Origin of the sequence: Altererythrobacter sp. Root672, assembly GCF_001427865.1 — a bacterium.
Lineage (GTDB): Bacteria > Pseudomonadota > Alphaproteobacteria > Sphingomonadales > Sphingomonadaceae > Croceibacterium_A.
This window is the reverse complement of the sequence record NZ_LMHH01000001.1, coordinates 1,120,583-1,143,319: the sequence shown is the minus strand read 5'-3', so window position 1 is coordinate 1,143,319 and position 22,737 is coordinate 1,120,583. Positions and strand designations below refer to the sequence as shown.

Below are 22,737 nucleotides of genomic sequence, written 5' to 3'. Positions count from 1 at the left end.
CCAGGAAACCATGAATTCCGCGCCCGATCCAAAGCCCCGGCCACTCGATCATCTCGCCGAATTCGGACGGGATGATGCACCGGCTCTGGTCTTGCGTGGAGCGGTGCTTAGCTGGAAGGACTTAAGAACCCGTGTCGGCCGCCTGGCCGCCTGGCTGGCCGATAGGGTGCCGGACAAGGGCGCAAGGGTCGCCACCTGGGCCGCCAAAAGCGAACTGACTTGCCTGATGCCGCTCGCCGCGGCGAGGGCAGGGTTGGTGCATGTACCGATCAATCCGCTGCTCAAGCGGGCCCAGGTTGCTCACATCGTCGGCGATAGTGGCGCGAGGCTGCTGCTCGCGACTTCCGCTCGGCTTGCGACGCTAGAAGACGGCGACCTGGCAGATACATGCGAAGCCATCGCGGAGGATGCCGTCCTCGCCGGAGTCGATCAGGTCGAGGCCTCGCTCCCCCCGTCGGCATGGGATCCTGAGACGCTTGCCGCACTGCTTTACACCAGCGGCTCGACAGGCCGGCCCAAGGGCGTGATGCTCAGCCACGCCAACATGTGGCTCGGCGCGGTGAGCGTGGCGGACTATCTCGGGCTGGCGGCGGACGACGTGACCCTGGCGGTCCTGCCCTTGAGCTTCGACTACGGTCAGAACCAGCTTCTCTCGACCTGGCATGCCGGCGGCTGCGTGGTCCCGCTCGATTATCTCACCCCGCGTGACGTCATCAAGGCCTGCGCGCGTCACGGCGTCACGACGCTGGCTGCCGTACCGCCGCTCTGGGTTCAACTTGTCGAACAGGATTGGCCCATCGACGCGGTGACGCCAATGCGGCGGTTGACCAACAGCGGCGGCGCACTGACCGCCGACCTGGTGCGAGCGCTTCGGGGCAAGTTTCCGAATGCCAAGCTATTCCCGATGTACGGACTGACCGAAGCCTTCCGCTCGACCTATCTCGACCCCTCGCTCGTCGACATCCATCCGACCTCGATGGGCCAGGCGATTCCGTTCGCCGAGATACTCGTCATAGGCGAAAATGGTGACGTCACGACGTCAGGCGAGGAGGGCGAGCTGGTCCATTGCGGCCCCCTGGTGGCCCACGGCTACTGGAACGATCCCCAACGCACGGCCGAACGGTTCAAGCCGGCCCCGGCGGCGTCGCGCTATGGCGGCACGGCGGTATGGTCCGGTGACCGCGTGACGCGTGATCGGGAGGGTCTGCTCTATTTCGTCGGGCGTCGCGACGCGATGATCAAGAGTGCCGGCAACCGCATCAGTCCGCAGGAAATCGAGGAAGCCGCGCTGGCCAGCGGTCTCGTGTCCGAGGCCGCGGCTATTGGCGTTCCCGATGAACGGTTGGGGCAAGCCGTCCACCTCGTGGTCCGGGGGACGGGAGACGGGGAAGGCTTGCGCGGGGCGCTCCGGCGCGATCTACCCAATTTCATGCAACCGCAGGCCATTCACTGGGTCGAGACCATGCCGCTCAATCCCAACGGCAAGATTGATCGGGCCGCACTGCAGGCGGAATTGACCGCGTGAAGCCGCTCGGCCCCATCCCCGCCGGTTTCGAGGCGATCGATGGCGAACTCGCTATTGGTGGCCGCACTGCGAGCGCCTGGGTCGAGGAGGCCGGGGGCACCCCGCTGTTCCTCTACTCGCAGGACCTCATTCGCCGGCGGGTGGAACTGCTCCGGCAAACGATGCCCGATCAGTTGCGCATTCATTACGCCATAAAAGCAAATTCTTACCACCCCATCCTCGAACTCATGAGAACTTTGGTGGATGGCTTCGACATAGCCTCTGCCGGAGAGCTCACTATGGCGCTCGAAGCCGGACAGGATCCAACGCTCATCAGCTTTGCTGGTCCGGGCAAGCGCTACGAAGAGCTGGAACTGGCAATCCGCCACGGCGTCACTCTCAACCTGGAATCAGAAGGCGAAGCGCAGCGGGCCTTGGCGATCGGGGACCGGCTCGACATCAGGCCTCGCCTCGCGATCCGGGTAAATCCGAGCTTTGAGTTGCGCGGCTCGGGAATGAAGATGGGAGGCGGCGCAAAGCCCTTCGGCATCGACCAGGATCGCGTTGCGGCGCTCGCTCGCTCGCTGATCAGTGCCGGGGCCGAGTGGCGCGGGCTGCATATTTTTACCGGTAGCCAAGCGCTCGATGCATTGGCGATCATCGAAACGCAGGCCAATGTGCTCGATCTCGCCGCGCGACTGACCGCCGAGATTGGTTCGCCGCTTTCACACCTCAACATGGGCGGCGGCTTCGGCATCCCCTATTTCCACGGTGACCAGGCGCTGGACGTCGAGACCGTAGGGTCTGCCCTCGCTGACCGGTTCGCGTCGCTTCCGTCAGAACTCTCGGGAACGGAGTTCGCCATCGAGCTGGGTCGCTATCTCGTGGGGGAGACGGGGGTTTATCTGGCGCGGATCGTCGATCGCAAGGAGAGCCACGGACAAGTCTTCCTCGTTACCGACGGCGGATTGCACCACCAGCTGGCGGCCTCGGGCAATTTCGGCACCGTGGTCCGCCGCAACTATCCGGCCGCCATCGCCACGCGATATGACGCCGAGCCGGAGGAAGAAGCGAACATCGTGGGCTGCCTTTGCACCCCGCTCGACAGGTTGGCCGACCAGGCCTTCGTTCCTCGCGCCGCGGTGGGCGATCTCGTCGCGATCTTCTGTGCCGGAGCTTACGGGGCCAGCGCCAGCCCGTCTGCTTTCCTTGGCCAGGGGCCGGCGCGCGAGAGGCTCGTTTAGAGTTTCACTCGCCGCTGTCCCGATCCGGGACGGCGCTGTCGTAACCCGCGAAATCGCGGGCTTTCCGCGCTTAAGACTAACGCAATGTTCACGCTTTCCGGCGATGACGGGGCCTTATCCCCCCGAACTCCGGTGAGCCGGCGGTTCGCCCGAACACTGCAAGGACGCAAGGCATGCGCAAGTCATTCGTTGGCCAGTCCCTCGCCATAGCTGCGAGTGCGACGCTTTTCCTGACCGGCTGCGCAAGCAGTGGCGGCGCCCAATTGGCGCCCGCGAGCTTTGTGTCGGCGGAGGAAGGCCCGGGTGAGGAATACGTCATTGGCCCGCTCGATCAGCTGACGATCCACGTCTGGCGCAACGACGAGCTAGGCGCGAAAGTCCAGGTCCGGCCCGATGGGCGGATCACCACGCCGCTGGTCGCGGACATGACCGCCGTCGGCAAGACCCCGACCATGCTGGCCGAAGATATCCGCGTAAAGCTCTCGCAGTACATTTCCGAACCGCTGGTGACGGTGATCGTCAACGAGTTCGCCGGCACGTTCAGCCAGCAGGTGCGGGTTGTCGGGGCCACGGAAAAGCCGGCCTCGCTGCCTTACCGCGCCAACATGACCTTGCTCGACGCGATGATCGCGGTCGGCGGGCTTAGCGAGTTCGCCGCCGGCAACCGGGCGAAGCTGGTGCGCTTCGACAGAGCCAGCGGCAACCAGCAGGAATACAAGCTGCGCCTCGGCGACCTGCTCAAGCAGGGCGACAGCAAGGCCAACGTCATGCTGAAGCCGGGTGACGTGATCATCATCCCCGAAAGCATGTTCTAAGCAAGTTCGGGGAGGGGTCGGTTGAACGTCATTCTCGAAGAATTCCGGGCGGCCCTGTGGACCATCTGGAACCGCCGCTGGCTGGCGCTGGCGGTAACCTGGGGACTATGCGTCCTGGGTTGGCTGGCGATTGCCCTGTTCCCCAACAGCTATTCCTCGGAAGCCAAGCTGTTCCTACAGCTCGACGACGCCTTGGCCGAACAGATCGGCATTGGTGCTGCCACCCGGCAGAAGGACATCGACCGTGTCCGGGAAACGGTGACGAGCGCGGCAAATCTCGAGAAGATCGTCCGCTCCACCCGCCTCGGCGATAATGTCACCGGTGCGAGCCAGATGGAGAAGGCGGTCAAGGACCTGTCCGAAGACATCAAGATCGTCGCCGACGACAAGAACGTATTCAAGATCACGACCACGAGCGGCCGCAGGAGCCTTTCGGACTCGGCCAATGCCCAGCTTGCGCATGAGATCGCGCAACGCCTGGTCGACATCTTCCGCGAGGAGAACCTTGGCGGCAGCCGCGGCGAAATGCGCGAAACCATCGACTTCCTCGATCGGCAACTCGCGGACCGTCAGCGCGAACTGGAGGAAGCCGAGCAGCGCCGTCTCGCGTTCGAAGCCGAACATCCCGACCTGATCGGTGGCGCAGCGTCGATTTCGGCGCAGCTCAGCGCATCCCGCTCGGAACTGCGTAGCGTCGATGCCGATCTCGCTGCCGCGCAATCCGCGCTGGCGGCTATCGAAGGGCAGCTGGCGGGCACTCCGCGCACCCTGGTGACCAGCGGAACGGGCGGCCCTCGGGCGGCTCTGGCCCAGGCCGAAGCCAACCTTGCGGCTCTCGAAAGCCGCGGGCTCACCGACAATCATCCCGATGTCGCCGCCGTGAAAAGGCAGATCGCCGCGTTGCGGCCTCAGGCGCAGGGTGCAGCAGCGGACCTGGGCGGTACGCCGAACCCGGCCTTTTCCTCGCTGCAGGCGATGAAGGTCGAGCGGCAGGCCAACGTGCAGGCGCTGCAATCGCGCGCGGCGGCGTTGAATTCGGAGATCGCCTCGATCCTCGCCAGCCAAGCCCAGGAACCGGGTGCCGCGGCGGAAGCCCAACGGATCAGCCGCGACTACGAGGTGCTGCGCGCCCAATACGACAAGCTGCTGCAGGATCGCGAGGAACTGCGCCTGCGCGGCCAAGTCGAGACCGAGCGCAGCGCGATCAAGTTCGAGATCATCGATCCGCCGAGCACTCCGCGAGTGCCCTCCGCCCCGAACCGTCCGCTGTTGCTGTTCGCGGTCCTGGTCATCGCGATCGGTGCCGGTGGCGGCGCGGCTTTCGCCACGGGCCAGGTCAACGGCACATTCGCCACCGCGGCGAAGCTGGAACGCACGTTCGAGCTGCCGGTGATCGGCACCGTCTCGCACACGATGACCGAGGCGGCGCGGGTCCTGCAACGGCGCAAGCTGAAGCGCTTTGTGATGGCTTCGGGTGCGCTTGGCGGCCTGTTCGTGGTGCTGGTCGGTGTCGAGTACATCCAACGCAGCATGGTGGCCTGAGGAGCGGCGGATGACAGAGCACAGCAAGATCCCGCTTCCCGGCCAAGGTGACAAGGGCGGTTCGCTGTTCGAGCGAGCCGAAGGCCTGTTCGGCGCTCCCGGCGAGCTTCGGGCCGCGCCAGTCCCAACGGTCCTCGCGCCTCCCGCCAATCGCCCTCGACGGCCGGTAGCGCCGTTGGTGCAACCTGACGTGCAAGCGGCTCCTAAGGTAGCCGAGACGGTGGTCGAAGCGCCGGTTGCCGCCGCGCCCGTACCTCGCGTCATGGCTCAACGAGTGGAATTCACCGCCGAGCGGCAATCGGTCGATCGCGCCCGCCTGCTCGAACAGGGTTTCATCGTGCCCGATGGGCCGGTGACGACGCCGCTCGAGGAATTCCGCATTGTGAAGCGCCAGCTCCTTCTCGCGATGCGGGAGGGACGTTCCGGATCGAACCTGTCGCCTGAGTTGCAGCGCGTGCTGGTGTGTTCGCCGCTTCCCGGCGAGGGAAAGACGTTCTGCGCAACCAACCTCGCGCTCGCCGTTGCGGCCGAGAGGGATGCCGAGGTCGTGCTAGTCGACGCCGATTTCGCCAAGCCTTCGATCCTGACGCTGTTCGGGCTTGAGGGACGCAAGGGCCTCATGGACGCGCTGGCCGATCCGGCCGTGCGGGTCGAGGACTGTGTGGTCGCGACGGACATTCCGGGCTTGTTCGTGCTCCCCGCGGGCGACCGCACGTCTTCGGACAGCGAATATCTCTCCAGTGGCCGCACGCGCGAAGTGCTCGACAGGCTGACGGCCGGCGCTCCCAACCGCGTGGTGATTTTCGATTCTCCGCCGGCGCTGGCGGCCTCGCCGGCTGCGGAACTGGCGAAGTACGTGGCGCAGGCACTGGTGATCTGTCGCGCAGACCAGACCGGCCAGCGTGCCTTGGAAGACGCGCTTTCGCTGCTTTCGATCTGTCCCGACATCAAGCTGCTGTTGAACTCTGCCAACTTCAGCCCGAGCGGCCGCCGCTTCGGTGCCTATTACGGATATGGTGGGGATGGGGAGTGAAGCAGTTCGCGCTTCGCCTTGTTGTTGCGCTGGCCGCGCTCGGCCTGCCGGGCGCCGCTGAGGCGGCCGCCGATGATGCGTTGTCCACCAACGCGGACGGCTACCACACCGAAGTGGTCCCTTACATCGAGGCCGCTCAAGTCGTCAGCGCGCAGATCGATCCGGTGAACGACGTCGTGACCTGGACCAACCTCGCCGTCGGGATCGACGCTTCGATTGTCGGTAAGAGGAGCGCGGCCTCGGTCTCGCTCCGCTACGAGCGGCGGATCGGTTGGGACGACGACGATGTCGGAGGTGACACCGTCAGCGGGATCGCCCGTGCCGGCGTGGCGCTGGCGGAAGGTCTGACCATGGAGGCCGGCGGCTACGCTGCCCGCACTCGCGTCGAGGCTGACGGCTCGACCTCGCTTGGCGGGTTCGTCAGCGACGATTCCACCAGCCAGATCTACTCGGCTTATGCTGGACCCTCGGTGCATACCATGGTCGACCAGGTAGAGGTCGAGGGGCACTATCGCTTTGGCTACACCAAGGTCGAAGAGCCGGACGAAGTTGTTATCGCACCCGGTCAGCAGCCGGCCGACATCTTTGATGAGAGCACGATCCACACGGCTCAGGCCCGCGCGGGCATCGGCCCGGATGTGGTCGCACCGTTCGGCTTCGGCGCAGGCGGCGGGTTCACTCAGCAGGACATCTCGAACTTCGACCAGCGTATCCGCGATGCTTACGCCCGCGCCGACGCGATCTTGCCGGTTAGCCCGGCAGTCGCGCTGGTTGGCGGGGTTGGGCTGGAGGACGTAGAGGTCTCAAGCCGCGATGTCGTGCGTGATGGGGCGGGCAATCCGGTTGTAGGACCCGATGGTCGCCTCGTGACCGACAAGAGCTCACCCCGCCGGATCGACTACCAGACCGACGGACTGATCTGGGACGCGGGCGTAATGTGGCGCCCGAGCCGCCGTACCGCGCTCGAGGCTTATGTCGGCCACCGCTATGGCATGATGAACTACCACGGGACGTTCTCCTACGCGCCGAATGCGCGGGAGAGCTACAACGTCGCCGTCTATGACAACCTGACCAGCTTCGGCGGGGCGCTGGTGAACCAGCTGGCCGGACTTCCGGCTAACTTCGACGCCTTCGTAAACCCGATCAACGGCCAGGTCGGTGGCTGCGTGGCAAGCCTCGACAATGGGAACTGCCTGGCCAGCGCACTGGGTTCGCTGCGTTCGTCGGTGTTCAAGAGCCGCGGCATTGTCGCAAGCCACTCGCTCAACCTCGGCCGCACTCAGGTGAGCACCGGGGTAGGCTACGACCAGCGGAAGTACATTCCTGCGGCCGGCAGCGGGATCGACGCCAGCGGGGTGACCGACGACATGATCTGGGTCGCGGTCTACGGCTCGACCGAGCTCGACATGCGTTCGTCGCTTTCCGCAGGAGCATCGATCAACTGGTTCGACGGCGCCTTCGCGAGCGACGGGAAGTCGACCGGCTACTCGATGTCGATGGCTTACAACCGTGACCTCTTGCGCGGCCTGAGCGGCGTTGCCGCCGTCGGGCTCGATGGCGTGGTCCGCGACAACGTACCCGATTTTCTCGCCGCATCGGCCCTTCTGGGACTGCGCTATTCGTTTTTTGACCGGTGAACCGGAGGCATCGCAATGTTTGCTGAATTCTACGGCCTGACAGGGAAGCCCTTCCAGCTTACGCCTGACCCGGCTTTCTATTTCCGCAGCGTGACCCATCGCAAGGCGCTCTCCTACCTCGGCTACGGCCTGGCGCAGGGTGAGGGCTTCATGGTCATCACCGGCGAAGTCGGGGCGGGCAAGTCCACCCTGGTCGCGCACCTGATGGGCTCGGTCGATCCCTCGCAGCTGAGCGTGGCGCAGATCGTGACCAGCAAGCTCGACGAGGAAGAGATCATCCACGTCGTCGCACAGAGCTTCGGTCTCGAGATCGAAGGCCACGACAAGGCGAGCGCACTGGGCGCCATCGAGGGCTTCCTGCACGACGAGGCGCGTGCCGGCCGTCGTTGCCTGCTGATCGTAGACGAGTCCCAGAACCTCTCGGTCTCGGCGCTCGAAGAGTTGCGCATGCTGTCGAACTTCCAGCTCGGCAATCATCCGCTGCTGCAGACCCTGCTGCTGGGGCAGCCCGAGTTCCGTTCGACGCTGCAAGGCCATGAGTCGCTCGAGCAATTGCGTCAACGCGTCATTGCCGCGCATCATCTCGAGGCGATGGAAGAGGACGAGGTTGAGCCTTACATTGCCCACCGCCTGAAGACGGTTGGCTGGAACGGTAATCCGCAGTTCGACGAAGCGGTATTTGCCGAACTCTACGAAGCCAGCGGCGGCATTCCGCGCAGGGTCAACCAGATCGCCAACCGTCTGCTGCTGCTCGGTGCAGTCGAGCAGAGCACCCGCATCGATACCACGATGCTCCGGACTGTGGTTGCCGAGATGGAGGGCGAGCGCACCTTTGCCGAGGTACCGACGGCGGCCGCTCCAGAACCCGAACACCTGCCGGAGCCGGTGGCGGTTGCGCCGGTGGCTCCCAAGGCGGACATGAGCGTGTTCGAAGCTCAGCTGGCAGTGCGCGACGCGCAGATCGTTGAGCTGCAAGATGCCGTAATCGAGCTGGCGACCCATCTCAAGTCAGCCACCGAAACCTCATCCACCCCGGATGTCGCGGCCTTGAAGGATCAAATGGCGCGCATGGAGGCCCGCTTGCTGGAGCAGGAACAGGCCGTGCGGCAGACGCTCGGCATGCTCATCGAATGGATGGAAGCCGAGATGGATCAGGCGAGGGCGGCCTAACCGCCGCCCCGGCACAGGCTACGGATGTGGATGCGCTCACTTCTCTAGAACGGCTGACAGGTCTGCCCGTTGGGCAGGCTGCGATCGTCAACGGCTTGTCCGTCGACGTCGAGGACTGGTTCCAGGTCGGCGCGTTCGAGAGCGTTATCGAGCGGGGCGATTGGGGAAGCCTTGCCGATCGCGTCGATCGCAATGTGCGTGAGATCCTCGACTTGTTCGACGAGGTGGAGGCCAAGGCCACGTTCTTCACGCTGGGCTGGGTGGCGCAGCGTCATGGGGAGCTACTGCGCGAGGTCGCTTCGCGCGGGCATGAGATCGCCAGCCACGGATGGGATCATCGGCGGGTCTTCACCATGGATCGCGCCGAGTTCGGTGACGACATCCGGAAAGCGCGCAGCGTGCTCGAAGACGTGACGGGAGCGCGCGTCACCGGCTACCGTGCGCCGAGTTTCTCGATCGACCGGCGCACGCCCTGGGCGTTCATGGAACTGGCCGAGCAGGGCTATGCCTATTCTTCCAGTGTCGCCCCCGTACTCCACGATCACTATGGCTGGCCCGAGGCACCGCGCTTTGCCTTTCGGCCGCTGCCGTGGAAGCCCTTGATCGAAATTCCGGTCACTACCGCCCTATTCGGCGGGAAGCGGCTCGCGGCAGGTGGAGGTGGCTTCTTCCGCGTCTTGCCTTATGCCTTCAGCCGTTGGGCGATCCGTCAGGTCAACCGCCGCGATGAACGTCCGGCGATCTTCTACTTCCACCCTTGGGAAATCGATCCGGGTCAGCCTCGGGTGGCCGGCGCGCCGTTGAAGTCGCGGCTGCGGCATTACACCAAGCTCGATCAGATGGCTCCCAAGCTGCGCCAGCTGGTGCGAGAGTTCCAGTGGGGCCGAATGGATCTGCTGGCCCATCGCGAAAGTGCCAGGCTCGATGCCGAGCGGACCACGGCAGACGCCGGATGAACGCGCCCTTCGCCCTGACTGCGGAACGCGTTCGCCTGGCTGACCTCCGTCAACCGGATGAAGTGGCGCGGATCGAAGGATTCGTGTCGGCACTGGAGGGCAGTGTATTCCACCGCCCGGCCTGGTTGCGGGCGATCGAGCGCGGGACCGGGCAGCGGGGGTTCGGGCTCGTGGCGGAGAAGGGTGGCATGCTCACAGGCTGGCTGCCCTTGAGCGAGGTTCATTCGCCGATCTTCGGCAGGATGCTGGCTTCGAGCGGTTTTGCCGTCGATGGCGGGGCGCTTGCCGAGCGGGAGAGTACATCGCTGCTGCTGTGCCGAGCCGCTGAGGAGCTGGCGGCGCGGCGATCTTGTACAACGATCGAACTGCGTGGCGGGATTTCGCCGGAACATTGGACCCGCCGCAGCGACAGCCATTGTGGTTTCGTGAAGTCGCTGGCGTCACACGATGATGCCGAGCTCGCCGCGATTCCGCGCAAGCAGCGCGCGGAAGTCCGCAAAGGGCTGGAAAACGACCTTGAGATCACCATCGGCACTCGCGCGACGGAGCAAGCCGCGTTCTACTCCACCTTTTCCGAAAGTGTGCGCAACCTTGGGACCCCGGTATTCCCGCGCAAGCTGTTCCAGGCAGTGCTCGACGAACTTGATGCCGATATTCTGACCGTTCGTCACCGGAGCGAACCGGTCGCCGCCGTGCTGACGATCTATCATGCTGACACGGCCATGCCCTACTGGGGCGGCGGCACCAGGGCGGCCCGCGGCCTGCGAGCCAACGACCGGATGTACTTCGAGCTCATGCTCCATGCGCGGACCCAGGGCTTTACGCGGTTCGACTTCGGCCGCAGCAAGACCGGCAGCGGCAACCACGCGTACAAGAAGAACTGGGGTTTCGAGGCCGAACCCCTGACCTACTCGAGCTGGACGGCTCCGGACCAAGCATCGCGCGATGCCGATCCCACGAGCAGCCGACACGCCGCCCGCATCGCTTTGTGGCGAAAGTTGCCGCTGTCGGTTGCGGCACGCCTTGGACCGGTCATCGCCAGGGGGCTCGGATGAGCGGCATCCTTTTCCTGGCCCACCGCGTACCGTTCCCACCCGACCGTGGGGACAAGATCCGCTCGCACCACATCCTCAAGGCCCTGTCGAACCTGGGTCCTGTCTATGTCGGCTGCCTGGCGGATACCGCGACCGACAAGGCCGGCGAAATGGAGCTGGCTCGTGTCAGCACCGGCTATTGCATGCCGGCGCGGACCAAGCCGCTGCCGCTGGCTGGCTTCGAGGCGCTCTGCGCGGCGAAGCCGGTGAGCCTCAAAGCCTTCCATCACTACGAACTGGCGCGGTGGGTTAGGCGTATGCTGGCCACGACCGACATCGATACGATCTACGTCTTCTCGGGGCAGATGGGGCAGTACGTGCCGAAGGATTGGGGCGGACGGCTCGTGGTCGATCTGGTTGATGTCGATTCCGCCAAGTTCGAGGCCTATTCCGCTGAGAAGCCCATGCCGATGCGGTGGGTCAATACCCGCGAGGCCCGGTTGCTGCGGGTGGAAGAGGCTCGCCTGGCAGCGCAAGCGACGCACACCTTGTTGGTGAGTGAGGCAGAGGCGGCCTTGCTGGCTTCGCGACTGCCCGCCGACGTGCAGGGCAATATCTCGGCATTGGGCAATGGCATCGACGCGACGGCTTTCAATCCGGGGCGGGTGCGGGCTCACCCCGCGCTCTGTGAAGGGGGCGCAAACATCGTCTTCACCGGGCAGATGGACTACCCGCCCAACGTCGACGCGGCCCTTCGCATGATCGATTGCATCATGCCGCGGATTTTGTCCTCCATGCCTGAAGCCCGCCTCCACATAGTCGGGCGGTCGCCGGCGCCTGAGCTCCTCGCTAAAGACGGCGTGTGCCGATCGCGTGTATGGGGCGAGGTTCCCGACGTTCGCCCGTTTCTGTCTGGAGCAGGCGTGGTACTCGCCCCTCTGACCATCGCACGTGGGGTTCAAAACAAGGTGCTGGAGGCCATGGCGATGGCCCGCCCTGTCGTTCTGACAACCGCGGCGGCGACGGGATTGCCGGGCGTCGACGGTACACATTTTGCGGTTGCCGACACCGACCAGGAAATCGCCAGCCGTGCGTTGGATTTGCTCTCAGACCGCGAACGGGCGTCACGCATGGGCGCTGCTGCGCGCGATGTCGTGGTGGAGCAGCGGAGCTGGCGCGCGATGCTCGAGCCGCTACCGGCGATCGTCGGCCGTCCGCGTGATCGCAGCAGGCGGCGCCATGCCGCGTGAAGCAATCCTGCCGAGAGTGAGCCCATCGCGAGCGCTACCCCAGGCCTGGCGTGCTCCATTGCTGCAATTGGCCATTGCCTGGACCGGACTGATTGCGCTGACGCGGGCGGACTGGGCCGAGATGGCGCACCAGTGGTGGGACGTCTCGACCTACAACCACATCCTGCTCGTTCCTCCGATCATCGCCTGGCTCGTCGGCACGCGCTGGTCGGAAGTGTCCAGTCTGGGCCCGAAAGGATGGTGGCCCGGCTTCGCCTTGCTCGGCGCAGGCTTGCTGATCTGGTCCGGAGGGAGCGCGGCGGGGATAAACCTCTTCAGCCAGTCAGGGGCCGTTGTCCTGCTCCAGGCGGCCGTTGCCACCATTCTGGGGGTCCGAGTGACCGCGGGCTTGCTCTTTCCGCTGGGCTACATGCTTTTCCTCGTGCCCTTCGGTGACGAGATCGTGCCAGCGCTGCAGGCGATCACCGCCAAGCTGGCCATCGGTCTGACGCATGCCAGCGGAGTGCCGGCCACAATCGAAGGCGTACTCATCGACACCCCGGCGGGTCTCTTCGAGGTGGCCGAAGCTTGTTCGGGCGTGAAGTTCCTCGTGGCGATGGTCGCCCTTGGAGCTCTGGTCGCGCATCTTTGCTTTGCCAGCCCTAAGCGTCGCATCGCGTGGATGACGGCGGCGGTAGTCGTTCCGATCCTCGCCAACGGCGTCCGAGCCTGGGGAACGATCTACGTTGCGCAAAGCCAAGGCGTGGAGTTTGCCGCCGGGTTTGATCACATCGTCTACGGTTGGGTCTTCTTCGCGATCGTCATGGGTGGGCTGCTCGCGGCTTCCTGGCGGTTCTTCGACCGTTCGCCCGAAGATCAACTGCTCGATACCCAGGCGATCGAGGCGTCGCCTTTGCTTTCCGCCCTGGCGAGGCTCGAGGTTGGCGGATGGCGAGCGGTTCTGCTCGTCTTGTTTGCCACGGCAGTCACCGTCGCGGCGATGGACCGCGTCGGGCAACTGACCTAACGGTCCATCCTCATGTGCGGGATCGCGGGGATTTTTCATTGCGGCACGATCAAGCCGGTCGATCCCAAGCGGGTCGAAAGGATGTGCGACGCGCTTGTCCATCGCGGACCTGACGGCTCGGGGGTCTGGACGGCGCCTGGAGTAGGGCTCGGCCACCGCCGGCTGTCGATTATCGACCTGGCAGGTTCGCCCCAGCCGATGCTCTCCGCCGACGGGCGCTCGGTGATCGTCTTCAATGGCGAGATCTATAACTTCCGCGAGTTGCGGAAGGAACTTGAAGGCCTTGGCGCCAAGTTCCGGACTAACGGCGATACCGAGGTGATCCTCGCCGCCTACAAGCGCTGGGGCACCGACTGCCTGTCTCGCCTCCACGGCATGTTCGCCTTCGCGCTCTACGATCTGCGCGAGCGGTCGCTGTTCCTCGCCCGCGATCGACTGGGCGTGAAGCCGCTGTTCATGGCGCCTCTGTCCGACGGCAGCATCGCTTTCGCTTCGGAGCTCAAGGGCCTGCTGGCACACCCGCTACTGCGCCGCGAGGTCGATCCGCTGGCGATCGAGGACTACCTGACCTGGGGTTATGTGCCCGATCACCGTTCTATTCTCGCGGGGGTGGAGAAGCTTCCGGCCGGTCATTTCCGGCTGCTCAGGCATGATCGCCCTCCCACTGCACCCGTCCAGTGGTGGGACGTGAGCTTCGCCGAACGCCACCGTGGTTCAGAGCGCGACCTTGAGGCGGAGCTGCTGCACCACCTGCGCGAGGCCGTGACGAGCCGCATGGTCGCCGACGTGCCCCTAGGCGCGTTCCTTTCGGGCGGGGTGGATTCCTCGAGCGTGGTCGCGCTGCTGGCCGAAGCTAGCCGCGATCCTGTGCGGACGTGCACGATCGGTTTCGATGTCGCTGCCGTCGACGAGACCTCTTACGCGGCCCAGATCGCCGAGAAGTTCGGCACCGACCATCGCACCCGGCAGGTCAGCGCGGATGATTTCGACGCCCTCGACACCCTTTCCGCAATGTTCGACGAGCCCTTTGCCGACGCATCGGCTCTGCCGACCTGGCGGGTTTGCCAACTCGCCCGTGAGAGTGTGACGGTCGCCCTGTCCGGCGATGGAGCTGACGAGGCGATGGCCGGCTACCGTCGGCAGGTATTTCACTTCCACGAGGAGCGAGTGCGCAGCCTCCTTCCGGCGGCGTTCCGACGGAATGTCCTCGGCCCGCTCGGCAGGATCTATCCCAAGGCCGATTGGGCTCCACAGCGGCTGCGAGCCAAAGCCACTTTGCTCTCGTTGGCCGGAGACGGGGCGGCGGGCTACGCACTCGGCCTCTCGGTCGTGCCGCCGATGCTTCGAGACGGCCTCTACGCTCCAGCGCTACAGCGATCGTTGGGCGGCTACCGCGCCGAGCAGCCCGTGATCGACATGATGAACCGGGCACCGGCGCGAACCGGTCTCGATCGCGCGCAATATGCCGATCTGAAGTTCTGGCTACCCGGCGATATTCTGACCAAAGTCGACCGTACGAGCATGGCCGTCAGCCTCGAAGCGCGCGAGCCCTTGCTCGATCATCGGCTGATAGAATTCGCCGCCGGACTGCCTGACCGGATGCGCGTGCGCGGAGGGCAGGGCAAGTGGCTGCTCAAGAAGGCCATGGGCCGGTACCTTCCCGATGACATCCTGTATCGGCCAAAGCAGGGCTTCGTGACTCCGATCAAGGAATGGCTGCGCGGCCCGCTGGCCAACCAGGCAAAGGCTATGACGACGAATGGCGCGCTGGCGCGGTCGGAGTGGTTCGACAAGGCGGCTCTCGGTGGCCTTGTGGAGGCTCATTCGTCAGGTCTGGCCGACAATTCTCGCGTACTTTGGCAGCTGCTCATGCTGGAACGATCATTGGTCCGCTTGGGCATTTTCGCCTGACGATACGTAATACTACGTAGTTATCGTCATGTGCCATTTTAGGAACATCGGGGGGCACCCATCAACCCCGCCAATTAATTCGTTGCCAATGAGACAAGTGATGATAGCATCACGTCAATTCAAAACGAACAAAAGCGCTGGCACTCCAGTGGGTTGCATGGGGGTAATTTATGGATCGGCTGTCAAGCCAGCTAGATCGTTTGAACGAAAGCCTCTCTGAATCTGACGATAGCGTTATCGGCTTCGGGCCGGGCGAAGAACGTCTTGTCCAGGAAAGTAGCAGGCACCTTCGTATTGATCGGCAACTGTTCGAGTTGTCCGAACTCGATGTACTTTACCAAGGTAATCAGGCCGCCCTCTGGACTTTCATGCGTCCGGACGGCCGTCCCAGCTTTACGCCCTCGATGCTGCACGATTTCGAAGATTGGCAAAGGCTGATTGTCGAGAATTTCGGCTCGGGCCAGGCTCCGCTGCGCTACCTCATCCTGGGCAGCCGCGCGCCGGGCGTCTACTGTTTCGGTGGCGACCTTGAGCTGTTCGAACGCCTGATCCGCAATCGCGACCGCGACGGGCTCGCCCGTTATGGCTATCGTTGCGTCGAAATCCTTCACCGCAACATGAACGCGCTCGACCTGCCGATGTTGACTATCGGTCTTGTGCAAGGCGCGGCTCTGGGTGGCGGGTTCGAAGCCTTGCTGTCCTTCGACCACATCATCGCCGAACGCAGCGCGACCTTCGGCTTGCCGGAGATCCTGTTCGGGCTGTTCCCCGGAATGGGCGCCCACGCGATCCTCTCGCGCAAGCTCGGCAGTGCCATGGCGGACCGACTGATCCTTTCGAACCGGACTTATACGGCTGAAGAGATGTACGACCTCGGGATCGTCCACTACCTGGCCGAAGACGGCGAGGGCGTGGCCGCCTGCGAGGACTTCATCCAGAAGTCAGAACGGCGCCACCCGGGCCTCGTCAATGCCCGCAAGGCTATGCGAGTGGCCAGCCCGATCGACCTCCTGGAGCTGAAGCGCATCGTTGACCTATGGGCCGACGCGGCGCTCCAGCTCACTGATGGAGACCTCAAGGTCATGGGCCGGCTGACACGGGCTCAGCAGCGCGTCGGCAACAAAGCCGCCTGATGCTACTGCGCCCGCTCAGCGGGCGTCGACCAACACCAGTTCGGCGTCTTCGATCGCCTCGACGGTGATCGCTTCCTCGCCGGTGATGGCAATGCCGTCCCGCGGGTTGGCTTCCTGACCGTTGATGCGGATCCGCCCGCCTGTGGCCACGAGGTATTGGTGGCGCCAAGGGGCGGCCTCATAGGTCACGGTCTCTCCCGCAGGTAGCGTGGCGGCGAGGATTTTCGCGTCGCTGCGGATGGGCAGGGAGCCGTCGCCTTCCGGATCGCCGCTCGCCAGTATCTCCCAACGACCTGCACGGTCGCCGCGCGGGAACTCGCGTTGACCCCAGTCGGGTGCCTCTCCAGCGCGGTCGGGCATGATCCAGATCTGGAACAGCGAGGTATCCTCGTCCTCGAGGTTGTATTCGGCGTGCGTGACGCCGGTACCCGCGCTCATGACCTGCACGTCACCTGCGCCGGTGCGGCCGGTGTTACCCAGGCTGTCCTTGTGGGTGATCGCTCCGTTCCTGACGAAGGTGATGATCTCCATGTCGCGATGGGGATGCGGCGGGAAGCCGTTCTTGGGCGCGATCAGGTCGTCATTCCACACGCGGATACGGCCCCAGCCCATGCGGTCGGGATCGTGGTAGTCGGCGAAGCTGAAGTGAAAACGGGTGTCGAGCCAGCCGTGGTTGCGGTGCGCCAAATCGGCGAACGGACGGATTTCAATCATGTCTGGTAATCCACCTCGGCGGGGAGTTACCGCCGGAATGACAAATAGATGTGGTGGCTCATGGCGCTGTTCAAGACCCTGAGCCGGGCAGTCGAGGATCGCGCCCGGCGGGCTCGTAACGACGCTCTCCGGTCAGGGGATCGATCCAGACTTCAAGCAGTTGCCCGGTCTCGTGATCGACGAAGCGCTCGTTGGTCAGTTGCCACGCCGTTGGCGGCACATCAGTCGGTGCCCCAGGCCGGCCGTAGCGGCCTTCGAGCGCCAAGCTGGCGATGATCACGGCGCCAGTGATCAACAACCATAACCCTGGGCCACCACCAGCCATCGTCATCAAGGTGCCCCCAGCGACCGCCAGTGCGCCCACGACGAAGGCCGCAAGGCGGGCATTGGGGCTCATGCCCGCTCCAGCTTCACCGCTGTGCCATAGGCGACGACTTCGTTCATCGTCTGGCCGATCGAGCCGGAATCGAAGCGCATCATGACCACCGCGTCGGCGCCCATAAGTTGGGCATTCATGACCAAACGGTCGATCGCCTGACGCCGTGTGTCTTCCACCAGCGACGTGTATTCCTTGATTTCGCCACCCACCAGCGAACGCAATCCGGCGACGACATTGCCGCCGAGCCCGCGGCTTCGAACGACCACGCCGAAGACTTGGCCGATCGTCTCGACCGTACGATAACTCGCCACATTCTCGGTGGTTACGACAAGCATTTCATTCTCCCCCGCAACTGTCTTTGTGGGAACCTACACCTCGCCGTGGCCCTCCGCCAGATAGTCAGCGCTCTGCATTTCCTTGAGCCGACTCACTGTGCGATCGAACTCGAACCGACCGTCGCCCGCTGGGTAGAGGGCTTCGGGCTTGGCCGCTGCCGAAGCGAGCAGCTTGACCTTGTTCTCGTAAAGCGCGTCGATCAGCGTCACGAAACGTGCGGCTTCGTTGCGCATCTCGGGGCCCATGATCGGGATGCCGACCACGATTACGGTGTGATAGGTCTGAGCTACCGCCAGATAGTCTGCTGCACCGCGCGCTTCGCCACACAGGCGTTTGAAGCTGAACACGGCGACGCCCTTGAGGCTCTTCGGCACACGGAGCATTCGTCCACCACCGACGTCGAGCTCAGCGGACGGAACATGCTCCGCATCCTCGGGCGGATAGTCGGTCAGGCGAAAGAACGCCTCGCGCAAGTGCGCGGTCGCGTGCCCATTGGCCGGACAATACCAGGTGCTCATCCCGCCCAGGCGTTCGAGCCGATAGTCGACGGGCCCGTTGAGCTCAATCACGTCCAGCTGCTGCTCGATCAGAGCGATGAACGGAAGGAAATGCTCGCGGTTGAGGCCGTCCTTGTAGAGGTCGCGGGGAGGGCGGTTGGAGGTCGTGACCACGGTGACGCCCTCGTCGCAGATGAGCGCCTTGAACAGTCGGCTCATGATCATGGCGTCGGCGCTGTTGTTGACGACCATTTCGTCGAAGGCGAGGCAGCGCAGGTCTTGTGCGAGCGCTTCCGCGACTTGCGGGATCGGATCGCCGCTTTCGGTCATGCGCGCTTCGCGCAAGCGCTGGTGGACCTCGATCATGAAGGCGTGGAAGTGAACCCTCCGCTTGTCCCCGATCGCCAGGGTTTCGTGGAACAGGTCCATCAGCATGGACTTGCCGCGACCCACGCCGCCCCAGAGATAAACACCCTTGGGGAGCTTTGGGCGGGCAAAAAACCGGCCAAGCAAGCCTCGGGACGGAACTCTCTCCAGGTCGCGTTGAAGGGCCACCAGCCGTTCAGCCGCAGCCTTTTGCGCGGGGTCCGGGCGGAGCTCGCCCGCAGCTACGAGCGCGCGATAACGATCGAGCAGTCCGCTCAGGCGTGCCGCTCCGCCAGCATCTTCTTGGTTTCCGCGATCGCCTTGGCCGGGTTGAGACCCTTGGGGCAGACGTTGGCGCAGTTCATGATCGTGTGGCAGCGATAAAGTCGGAACGGGTCTTCCAGCGCATCGAGCCGTTCGCCGGTCATCTCGTCGCGGCTGTCGGCCAGCCAGCGATAGGCCTGGAGCAGGATGGCGGGACCGAGGAACACGTCGGAGTTCCACCAGTAGCTCGGGCAGGCAGTGGAGCAGCAGGCGCACAGGATGCACTCGTAGAGGCCATCCAGCTTCTCGCGCTCTTCAGGGCTTTGCAGGCGTTCCTTGCCGCTCGGCGTGGTCGAGACGGTCTGCAGCCACGGACGGATCGAGGCGTATTGGGCGTAGAACTGGGTGAAGTCTGGGACCAGGTCCTTGACCACCTCCATGTGGGGCAACGGCGTGACGCGGATTTCGCCTGACAGGTCTTCCATCGAGGTGGTGCAGGCGAGGCCGTTGCGGCCATTCATGTTCATCGAGCAGGATCCGCAGATCCCCTCTCTGCACGAGCGGCGGAAGGTCAGCGTGGGGTCGATCTCGTTCTTGATCTTGATCAGCGCGTCGAGGACCATCGGACCGCATTCGTCCAGGTCGATCTCGAACGTGTCGTAGCGAGGGTTCTCGCCGCTTTCCGGGTCCCAGCGATAGATCTTGAACTTGCGCACGCGCGCGGCGCCAGTTGCTTTGTGCTCACGGCCTTTGCCGGTGATCTTGCTGTTCGTCGGAAGCGTGAAGGTAGCCATCGGGAGATCCTGCTGCGTCGCGGCCTATCTAGCCGCTGTTGCGGACAGGGCAAGCGCTTGGGACAAAACAGCTGTTGCAAGGAACGCACGCAAGATCGTGGCGGAACCGAAGCGGGAAGGGTCTCGTTGAGGCCTGGACCACAAAGGGACGCAAGATGATGTCGAGAATTCCGAATTCGGCCATGCCGCACGCCTGGGTGCAGAAAGAACTGAATGAACGCAAAGGCCGGCCAGGAAGTACGACGCTGAAGATCGCGGCCTTGGCAGGGGTTACGTGGTTAGGATTGAGGTTGCTGCGGCGCCATCGCGGTCATGCTTGAAATAGGTAGGCGCTCAAAACCGCGGGCGCCGCCCGACTGACAGAATTGCCAGCCGAGCAGCGCCCGCAAGTTCTAAGGGTTATTCCCCGAAAGTGCGCTGCCACCAACCGCGGCGAGGCGAACCGGCCTCGTCGTCGCCAGTTGCTTCTTCGCCGTTGGCGTCGTTAGCGGCCTCGGGCGCCGGAGCAGCCTCCGGTGCTACTTCAGCCTCGACGGGCTCTTCGGCCTTCTTCCGGCGCGTGCGCTTGGGCTTGGGCGCTTCCTCGGCGACAGGTTCGGGAGCCACTTCGACGATTTCCGCCGGTGCTGCCTCTACCTGTGCCTCGGCCTCGACATCAGCCTTCTTCCGGCGTGTGCGCTTGGGCTTGGGCGCAGGTTCCTCGGCGGCTTCTACTGGAGCTTCGGTAACGGCTTCCGCTTCCTCGGCTTTAGGTTCGGCCTTCCGGCGACGGCTGCGCGGCTTGGGCGCCGGGGCCTCAACTTCGTCCGTCGAAGTCCCTGCTGTGAGTTCTTCAGCTACGGGTTCAGCATTAGCTTCGTCCGTATCGGTGCCTTCGAACTCGCCGGTCTCGCCTTCGGTCGTGCCCTCGCCATCACCACCACGGCGCCGGCGACGGCCACCACGACGACGACGCTTGCGGGGACGATCCTCACCATCGGGCGTAGTTTCGTCGGCCAGCTGCGGGCGTTCCTCGCCAGCTTCCTCGCCATCGACGTCAGCGAGTTGTTCCTCACCTTCCTCTTGGCGTTCGTCCTGGCGGTTGCGACCGCGTCCGCCACGGCGGCGGCGGCGGCGCTTGCCACGGCCTTCGCCGTCGGATTCGCGTTCGGGGCGAGCTTCGAAGGCTTCTTCGTCCTCGTCCTCGTATTCCTCGGGCAGGCTGTCGTCCGGTTCCTCGACGATCGGCTCGAACCGTGGAACGGTCGTCGGACGCGGACCCGAGCTGCCGACGCGCATCTTGGCGCCTTCGTCTTCGCCTTCGGGAATGACTTCCACTGCCACCCCATAACGCTCTTCGATCTCTGCGAGATCGGCGCGCTTGGCGTTGAGCAGGTAGATCGCTGCCTCAGTCGAAGCAAAGAGCGAGATCGTCGTCCCCTTGCCCTTGGCCGCTTCGTCCTCGATCAGACGCAGGGCCGAAAGGCCTGCGCTCGAGGCGGTGCGGACGAGGCCGGTGCCGTCGCAGTGCGGGCAGGCGCGGGTGGTGGCTTCGAGCACGCCGGTGCGCAGGCGCTGGCGGCTCATCTCCATCAGGCCGAAGCCCGAGATGCGGCCGACCTGGATCCGGGCGCGATCGTTCTTGAGCGCCTCCTTCATCGCCTTCTCGACCTTACGGACGTTTGATCCGTATTCCATGTCGATGAAGTCGATGACGACGAGGCCTGCCATGTCGCGCAGGCGCAACTGGCGGGCGATCTCGCGCGCGGCTTCGAGGTTGGTGTTGAGCGCGGTCGCTTCGATCCCGTGCTCCTTGGTGGAACGGCCGGAGTTGATGTCGATCGACACCAGCGCTTCGGTGGGATTGATCACCAGGTAGCCGCCGCTCTTCAGCTGCACGACCGGGTCGTACATCGCCGAGAGCTGATCCTCGGCACCGTAGCGCTGGAACAGCGGAACCGGGTCCGCATACTGCTTCACGCGCCGGGCATGGCTCGGCATCAGCAGCTTCATGAATTCCTTAGCCGCGCGGTAGCCGCCTTCGCCTTCGACGACGACTTCCTCGATCTCCTTGTTGTAGATGTCGCGGATAGCCCGCTTCACTAGGTCGGAGTCCGAATGGATCATCATCGGCGCGCTGGAGGCTAGCGTCTTCTCGCGAATCTCGTCCCACAGGCGGGCGAGGTAGTCGAAGTCGCGCTTGATCTCGGTCTTGGTACGCTGGAGGCCCGCGGTACGGACAATCAGGCCCATCGACTTCGGCAGGCTCAGTTCGCCGACGATCTGCTTCAAGCGCTTGCGGTCGGCCGCGCTCGAGATCTTGCGGCTGATGCCGCCGCCGTGGCCCGAGTTGGGCATGAGCACGCAATAGCGGCCCGCGAGGCTGAGATAGGTGGTGAGGGCAGCACCCTTGTTGCCGCGCTCTTCCTTGACGACCTGCACCAGCAGGACCTGGCGGCGCTGGATGACGTCCTGGATCTTGTAGCGACGACGCAGCGCCTGGCGCTTGGCGCGGAGCTCGTCCATTTCCTTGGCGCGCGAGCGACCCTGACGTCCGCGACCACGACCACGGCGGCCGCGTTGGTTATCGCCTTCGCCGGTCTCTTCATCACCTTCGTCACGAGCGCCTTCGTCAGACTCCTCGTCGGCGTCGTTATCGCCGTTTTCGAGATGACCGTCTTCGATGGTCGCGACATCGTCCTTCTCGCTCGTGTCGATTTCCTCGACATGCGAGTGTTCGAGATCGCCGTCGTCACCTTCGGCCTCGTCGTCGAACTCGTCCTCGTCGGCGCGAAGAGCAGCCTCTTCTTCCGCGTGGGCGCGTTCTTCCGCCAGCAGAGCCTCTCGGTCTGCGTGGGGGATCTGGTAGTAGTCAGGGTGGATCTCGCTGAAAGCGAGGAACCCGTGGCGATTTCCGCCGAAATCCACGAAGGCCGCCTGTAGTGACGGCTCTACGCGAGTTACCTTGGCTAGATAGATGTTACCTTTGATCTGCTTGTGTTCGGCAGATTCGAAATCAAATTCTTCAATCCGATTTCCCTTGAGCACCGCCACCCGCGTTTCTTCCGGGTGGCGCGCATCGATCAGCATGCGCGTTGCCATTAAATAGTCTCCAGGCGCGCGCGGCTGCCATGACCAAATTCCCGCTAGGAATGGCATGGGCCGAAGCGCGC

At 64.3% G+C, this 22,737-nt stretch carries 19 protein-coding genes; 13 read left to right on the top strand and 6 right to left on the bottom strand.

The window, feature by feature from the left end; translation table 11 throughout:
- Positions 1-10: 10 nt before the first annotated feature.
- The 13 genes from ASD76_RS05540 (at position 11) to ASD76_RS05480 (ending at position 16,235) form a co-directional block, all read left to right on the top strand.
- Positions 11-1,525, top strand: coding sequence for an acyl-CoA ligase (AMP-forming), exosortase A system-associated (locus ASD76_RS05540; protein ID WP_055919617.1), 1,515 nt, complete (start codon positions 11-13; stop codon positions 1,523-1,525).
- Entirely contained in the window at positions 1,522-2,748 is a 1,227-nt protein-coding gene (locus tag ASD76_RS05535) for a pyridoxal-dependent decarboxylase, exosortase A system-associated (protein WP_055919615.1), read from the top strand. The genes ASD76_RS05540 and ASD76_RS05535 overlap by 4 nt, the downstream gene beginning before the upstream one ends.
- Positions 2,749-2,921: 173 nt before the next feature.
- Positions 2,922-3,563: an XrtA/PEP-CTERM system exopolysaccharide export protein gene (locus ASD76_RS05530; RefSeq protein WP_055919607.1), complete on the top strand. Its 642-nt coding sequence runs from the start codon at positions 2,922-2,924 to the stop codon at positions 3,561-3,563.
- 21 nt (positions 3,564-3,584) lie between these two features.
- Positions 3,585-5,105, top strand: coding sequence for an XrtA system polysaccharide chain length determinant (locus tag ASD76_RS05525; RefSeq protein WP_055919600.1), 1,521 nt, complete (start codon positions 3,585-3,587; stop codon positions 5,103-5,105).
- Positions 5,106-5,115: 10 nt separating this feature from the next.
- Positions 5,116-6,138, top strand: a complete 1,023-nt coding sequence (locus ASD76_RS05520) for a capsular biosynthesis protein (RefSeq protein ID WP_055919597.1) — start codon at positions 5,116-5,118, stop codon at positions 6,136-6,138.
- Entirely contained in the window at positions 6,135-7,775 is a 1,641-nt protein-coding gene (locus ASD76_RS05515; protein ID WP_055919594.1) for a hypothetical protein, read from the top strand. Before ASD76_RS05520 ends, ASD76_RS05515 begins: the two co-directional genes overlap by 4 nt.
- Positions 7,776-7,790: 15 nt before the next feature.
- Positions 7,791-8,945 carry an XrtA/PEP-CTERM system-associated ATPase gene (locus ASD76_RS05510; RefSeq protein ID WP_055919592.1) on the top strand — a complete coding sequence of 385 codons (1,155 nt, stop codon included), beginning with the start codon at positions 7,791-7,793 and terminating at the stop codon, positions 8,943-8,945.
- Positions 8,946-8,971: 26 nt separating this feature from the next.
- Positions 8,972-9,901: an XrtA system polysaccharide deacetylase gene (locus ASD76_RS05505; protein ID WP_235506520.1), complete on the top strand. Its 930-nt coding sequence runs from the start codon at positions 8,972-8,974 to the stop codon at positions 9,899-9,901.
- Positions 9,898-10,956, top strand: a complete 1,059-nt coding sequence (locus tag ASD76_RS05500; protein ID WP_055919590.1) for a FemAB family XrtA/PEP-CTERM system-associated protein — start codon at positions 9,898-9,900, stop codon at positions 10,954-10,956. The genes ASD76_RS05505 and ASD76_RS05500 overlap by 4 nt, the downstream gene beginning before the upstream one ends.
- Positions 10,953-12,185 (top strand): TIGR03087 family PEP-CTERM/XrtA system glycosyltransferase, encoded by a 1,233-nt coding sequence (locus tag ASD76_RS05495; protein ID WP_055919588.1) that lies wholly within the window; start codon positions 10,953-10,955, stop codon positions 12,183-12,185. Before ASD76_RS05500 ends, ASD76_RS05495 begins: the two co-directional genes overlap by 4 nt.
- Positions 12,175-13,191: an exosortase A gene (gene xrtA / locus ASD76_RS05490; protein WP_082553765.1), complete on the top strand. Its 1,017-nt coding sequence runs from the start codon at positions 12,175-12,177 to the stop codon at positions 13,189-13,191. Before ASD76_RS05495 ends, xrtA begins: the two co-directional genes overlap by 11 nt.
- A 12-nt stretch (positions 13,192-13,203) precedes the next feature.
- On the top strand, positions 13,204-15,102 hold the full coding sequence (locus ASD76_RS05485) for an XrtA/PEP-CTERM system amidotransferase (protein ID WP_055919582.1): 1,899 nt from the start codon (positions 13,204-13,206) through the stop codon (positions 15,100-15,102).
- Positions 15,103-15,302: 200 nt separating this feature from the next.
- Complete coding sequence (locus ASD76_RS05480; protein WP_235506645.1) at positions 15,303-16,235, top strand: crotonase/enoyl-CoA hydratase family protein; 933 nt, start codon at positions 15,303-15,305, stop codon at positions 16,233-16,235.
- A 15-nt stretch (positions 16,236-16,250) separates the two neighbouring features.
- Here ASD76_RS05480 and ASD76_RS05475 read toward each other — a convergent pair whose 3' ends face one another.
- From ASD76_RS05475 to ASD76_RS05450, 6 genes are all read right to left on the bottom strand, one after another.
- Complete coding sequence (locus ASD76_RS05475; RefSeq protein ID WP_055919581.1) at positions 16,251-16,949, bottom strand: pirin family protein; 699 nt, start codon at positions 16,947-16,949, stop codon at positions 16,251-16,253.
- Positions 16,950-17,019: 70 nt separating this feature from the next.
- Positions 17,020-17,346 (bottom strand): hypothetical protein, encoded by a 327-nt coding sequence (locus ASD76_RS05470; RefSeq protein ID WP_055919578.1) that lies wholly within the window; start codon positions 17,344-17,346, stop codon positions 17,020-17,022.
- Positions 17,343-17,663 (bottom strand): heavy metal-binding domain-containing protein, encoded by a 321-nt coding sequence (locus ASD76_RS05465; protein WP_055919577.1) that lies wholly within the window; start codon positions 17,661-17,663, stop codon positions 17,343-17,345. The genes ASD76_RS05470 and ASD76_RS05465 overlap by 4 nt, the downstream gene beginning before the upstream one ends.
- A gap of 33 nt (positions 17,664-17,696) precedes the next feature.
- Complete coding sequence (gene zapE / locus ASD76_RS05460) at positions 17,697-18,806, bottom strand: cell division protein ZapE (RefSeq protein ID WP_055922971.1); 1,110 nt, start codon at positions 18,804-18,806, stop codon at positions 17,697-17,699.
- Positions 18,803-19,585 carry a succinate dehydrogenase iron-sulfur subunit gene (locus tag ASD76_RS05455; protein WP_055922969.1) on the bottom strand — a complete coding sequence of 261 codons (783 nt, stop codon included), beginning with the start codon at positions 19,583-19,585 and terminating at the stop codon, positions 18,803-18,805. The genes zapE and ASD76_RS05455 overlap by 4 nt, the downstream gene beginning before the upstream one ends.
- Positions 19,586-19,984: 399 nt before the next feature.
- On the bottom strand, positions 19,985-22,666 hold the full coding sequence (locus tag ASD76_RS05450; RefSeq protein WP_055919571.1) for an Rne/Rng family ribonuclease: 2,682 nt from the start codon (positions 22,664-22,666) through the stop codon (positions 19,985-19,987).
- Positions 22,667-22,737: the final 71 nt, after the last annotated feature.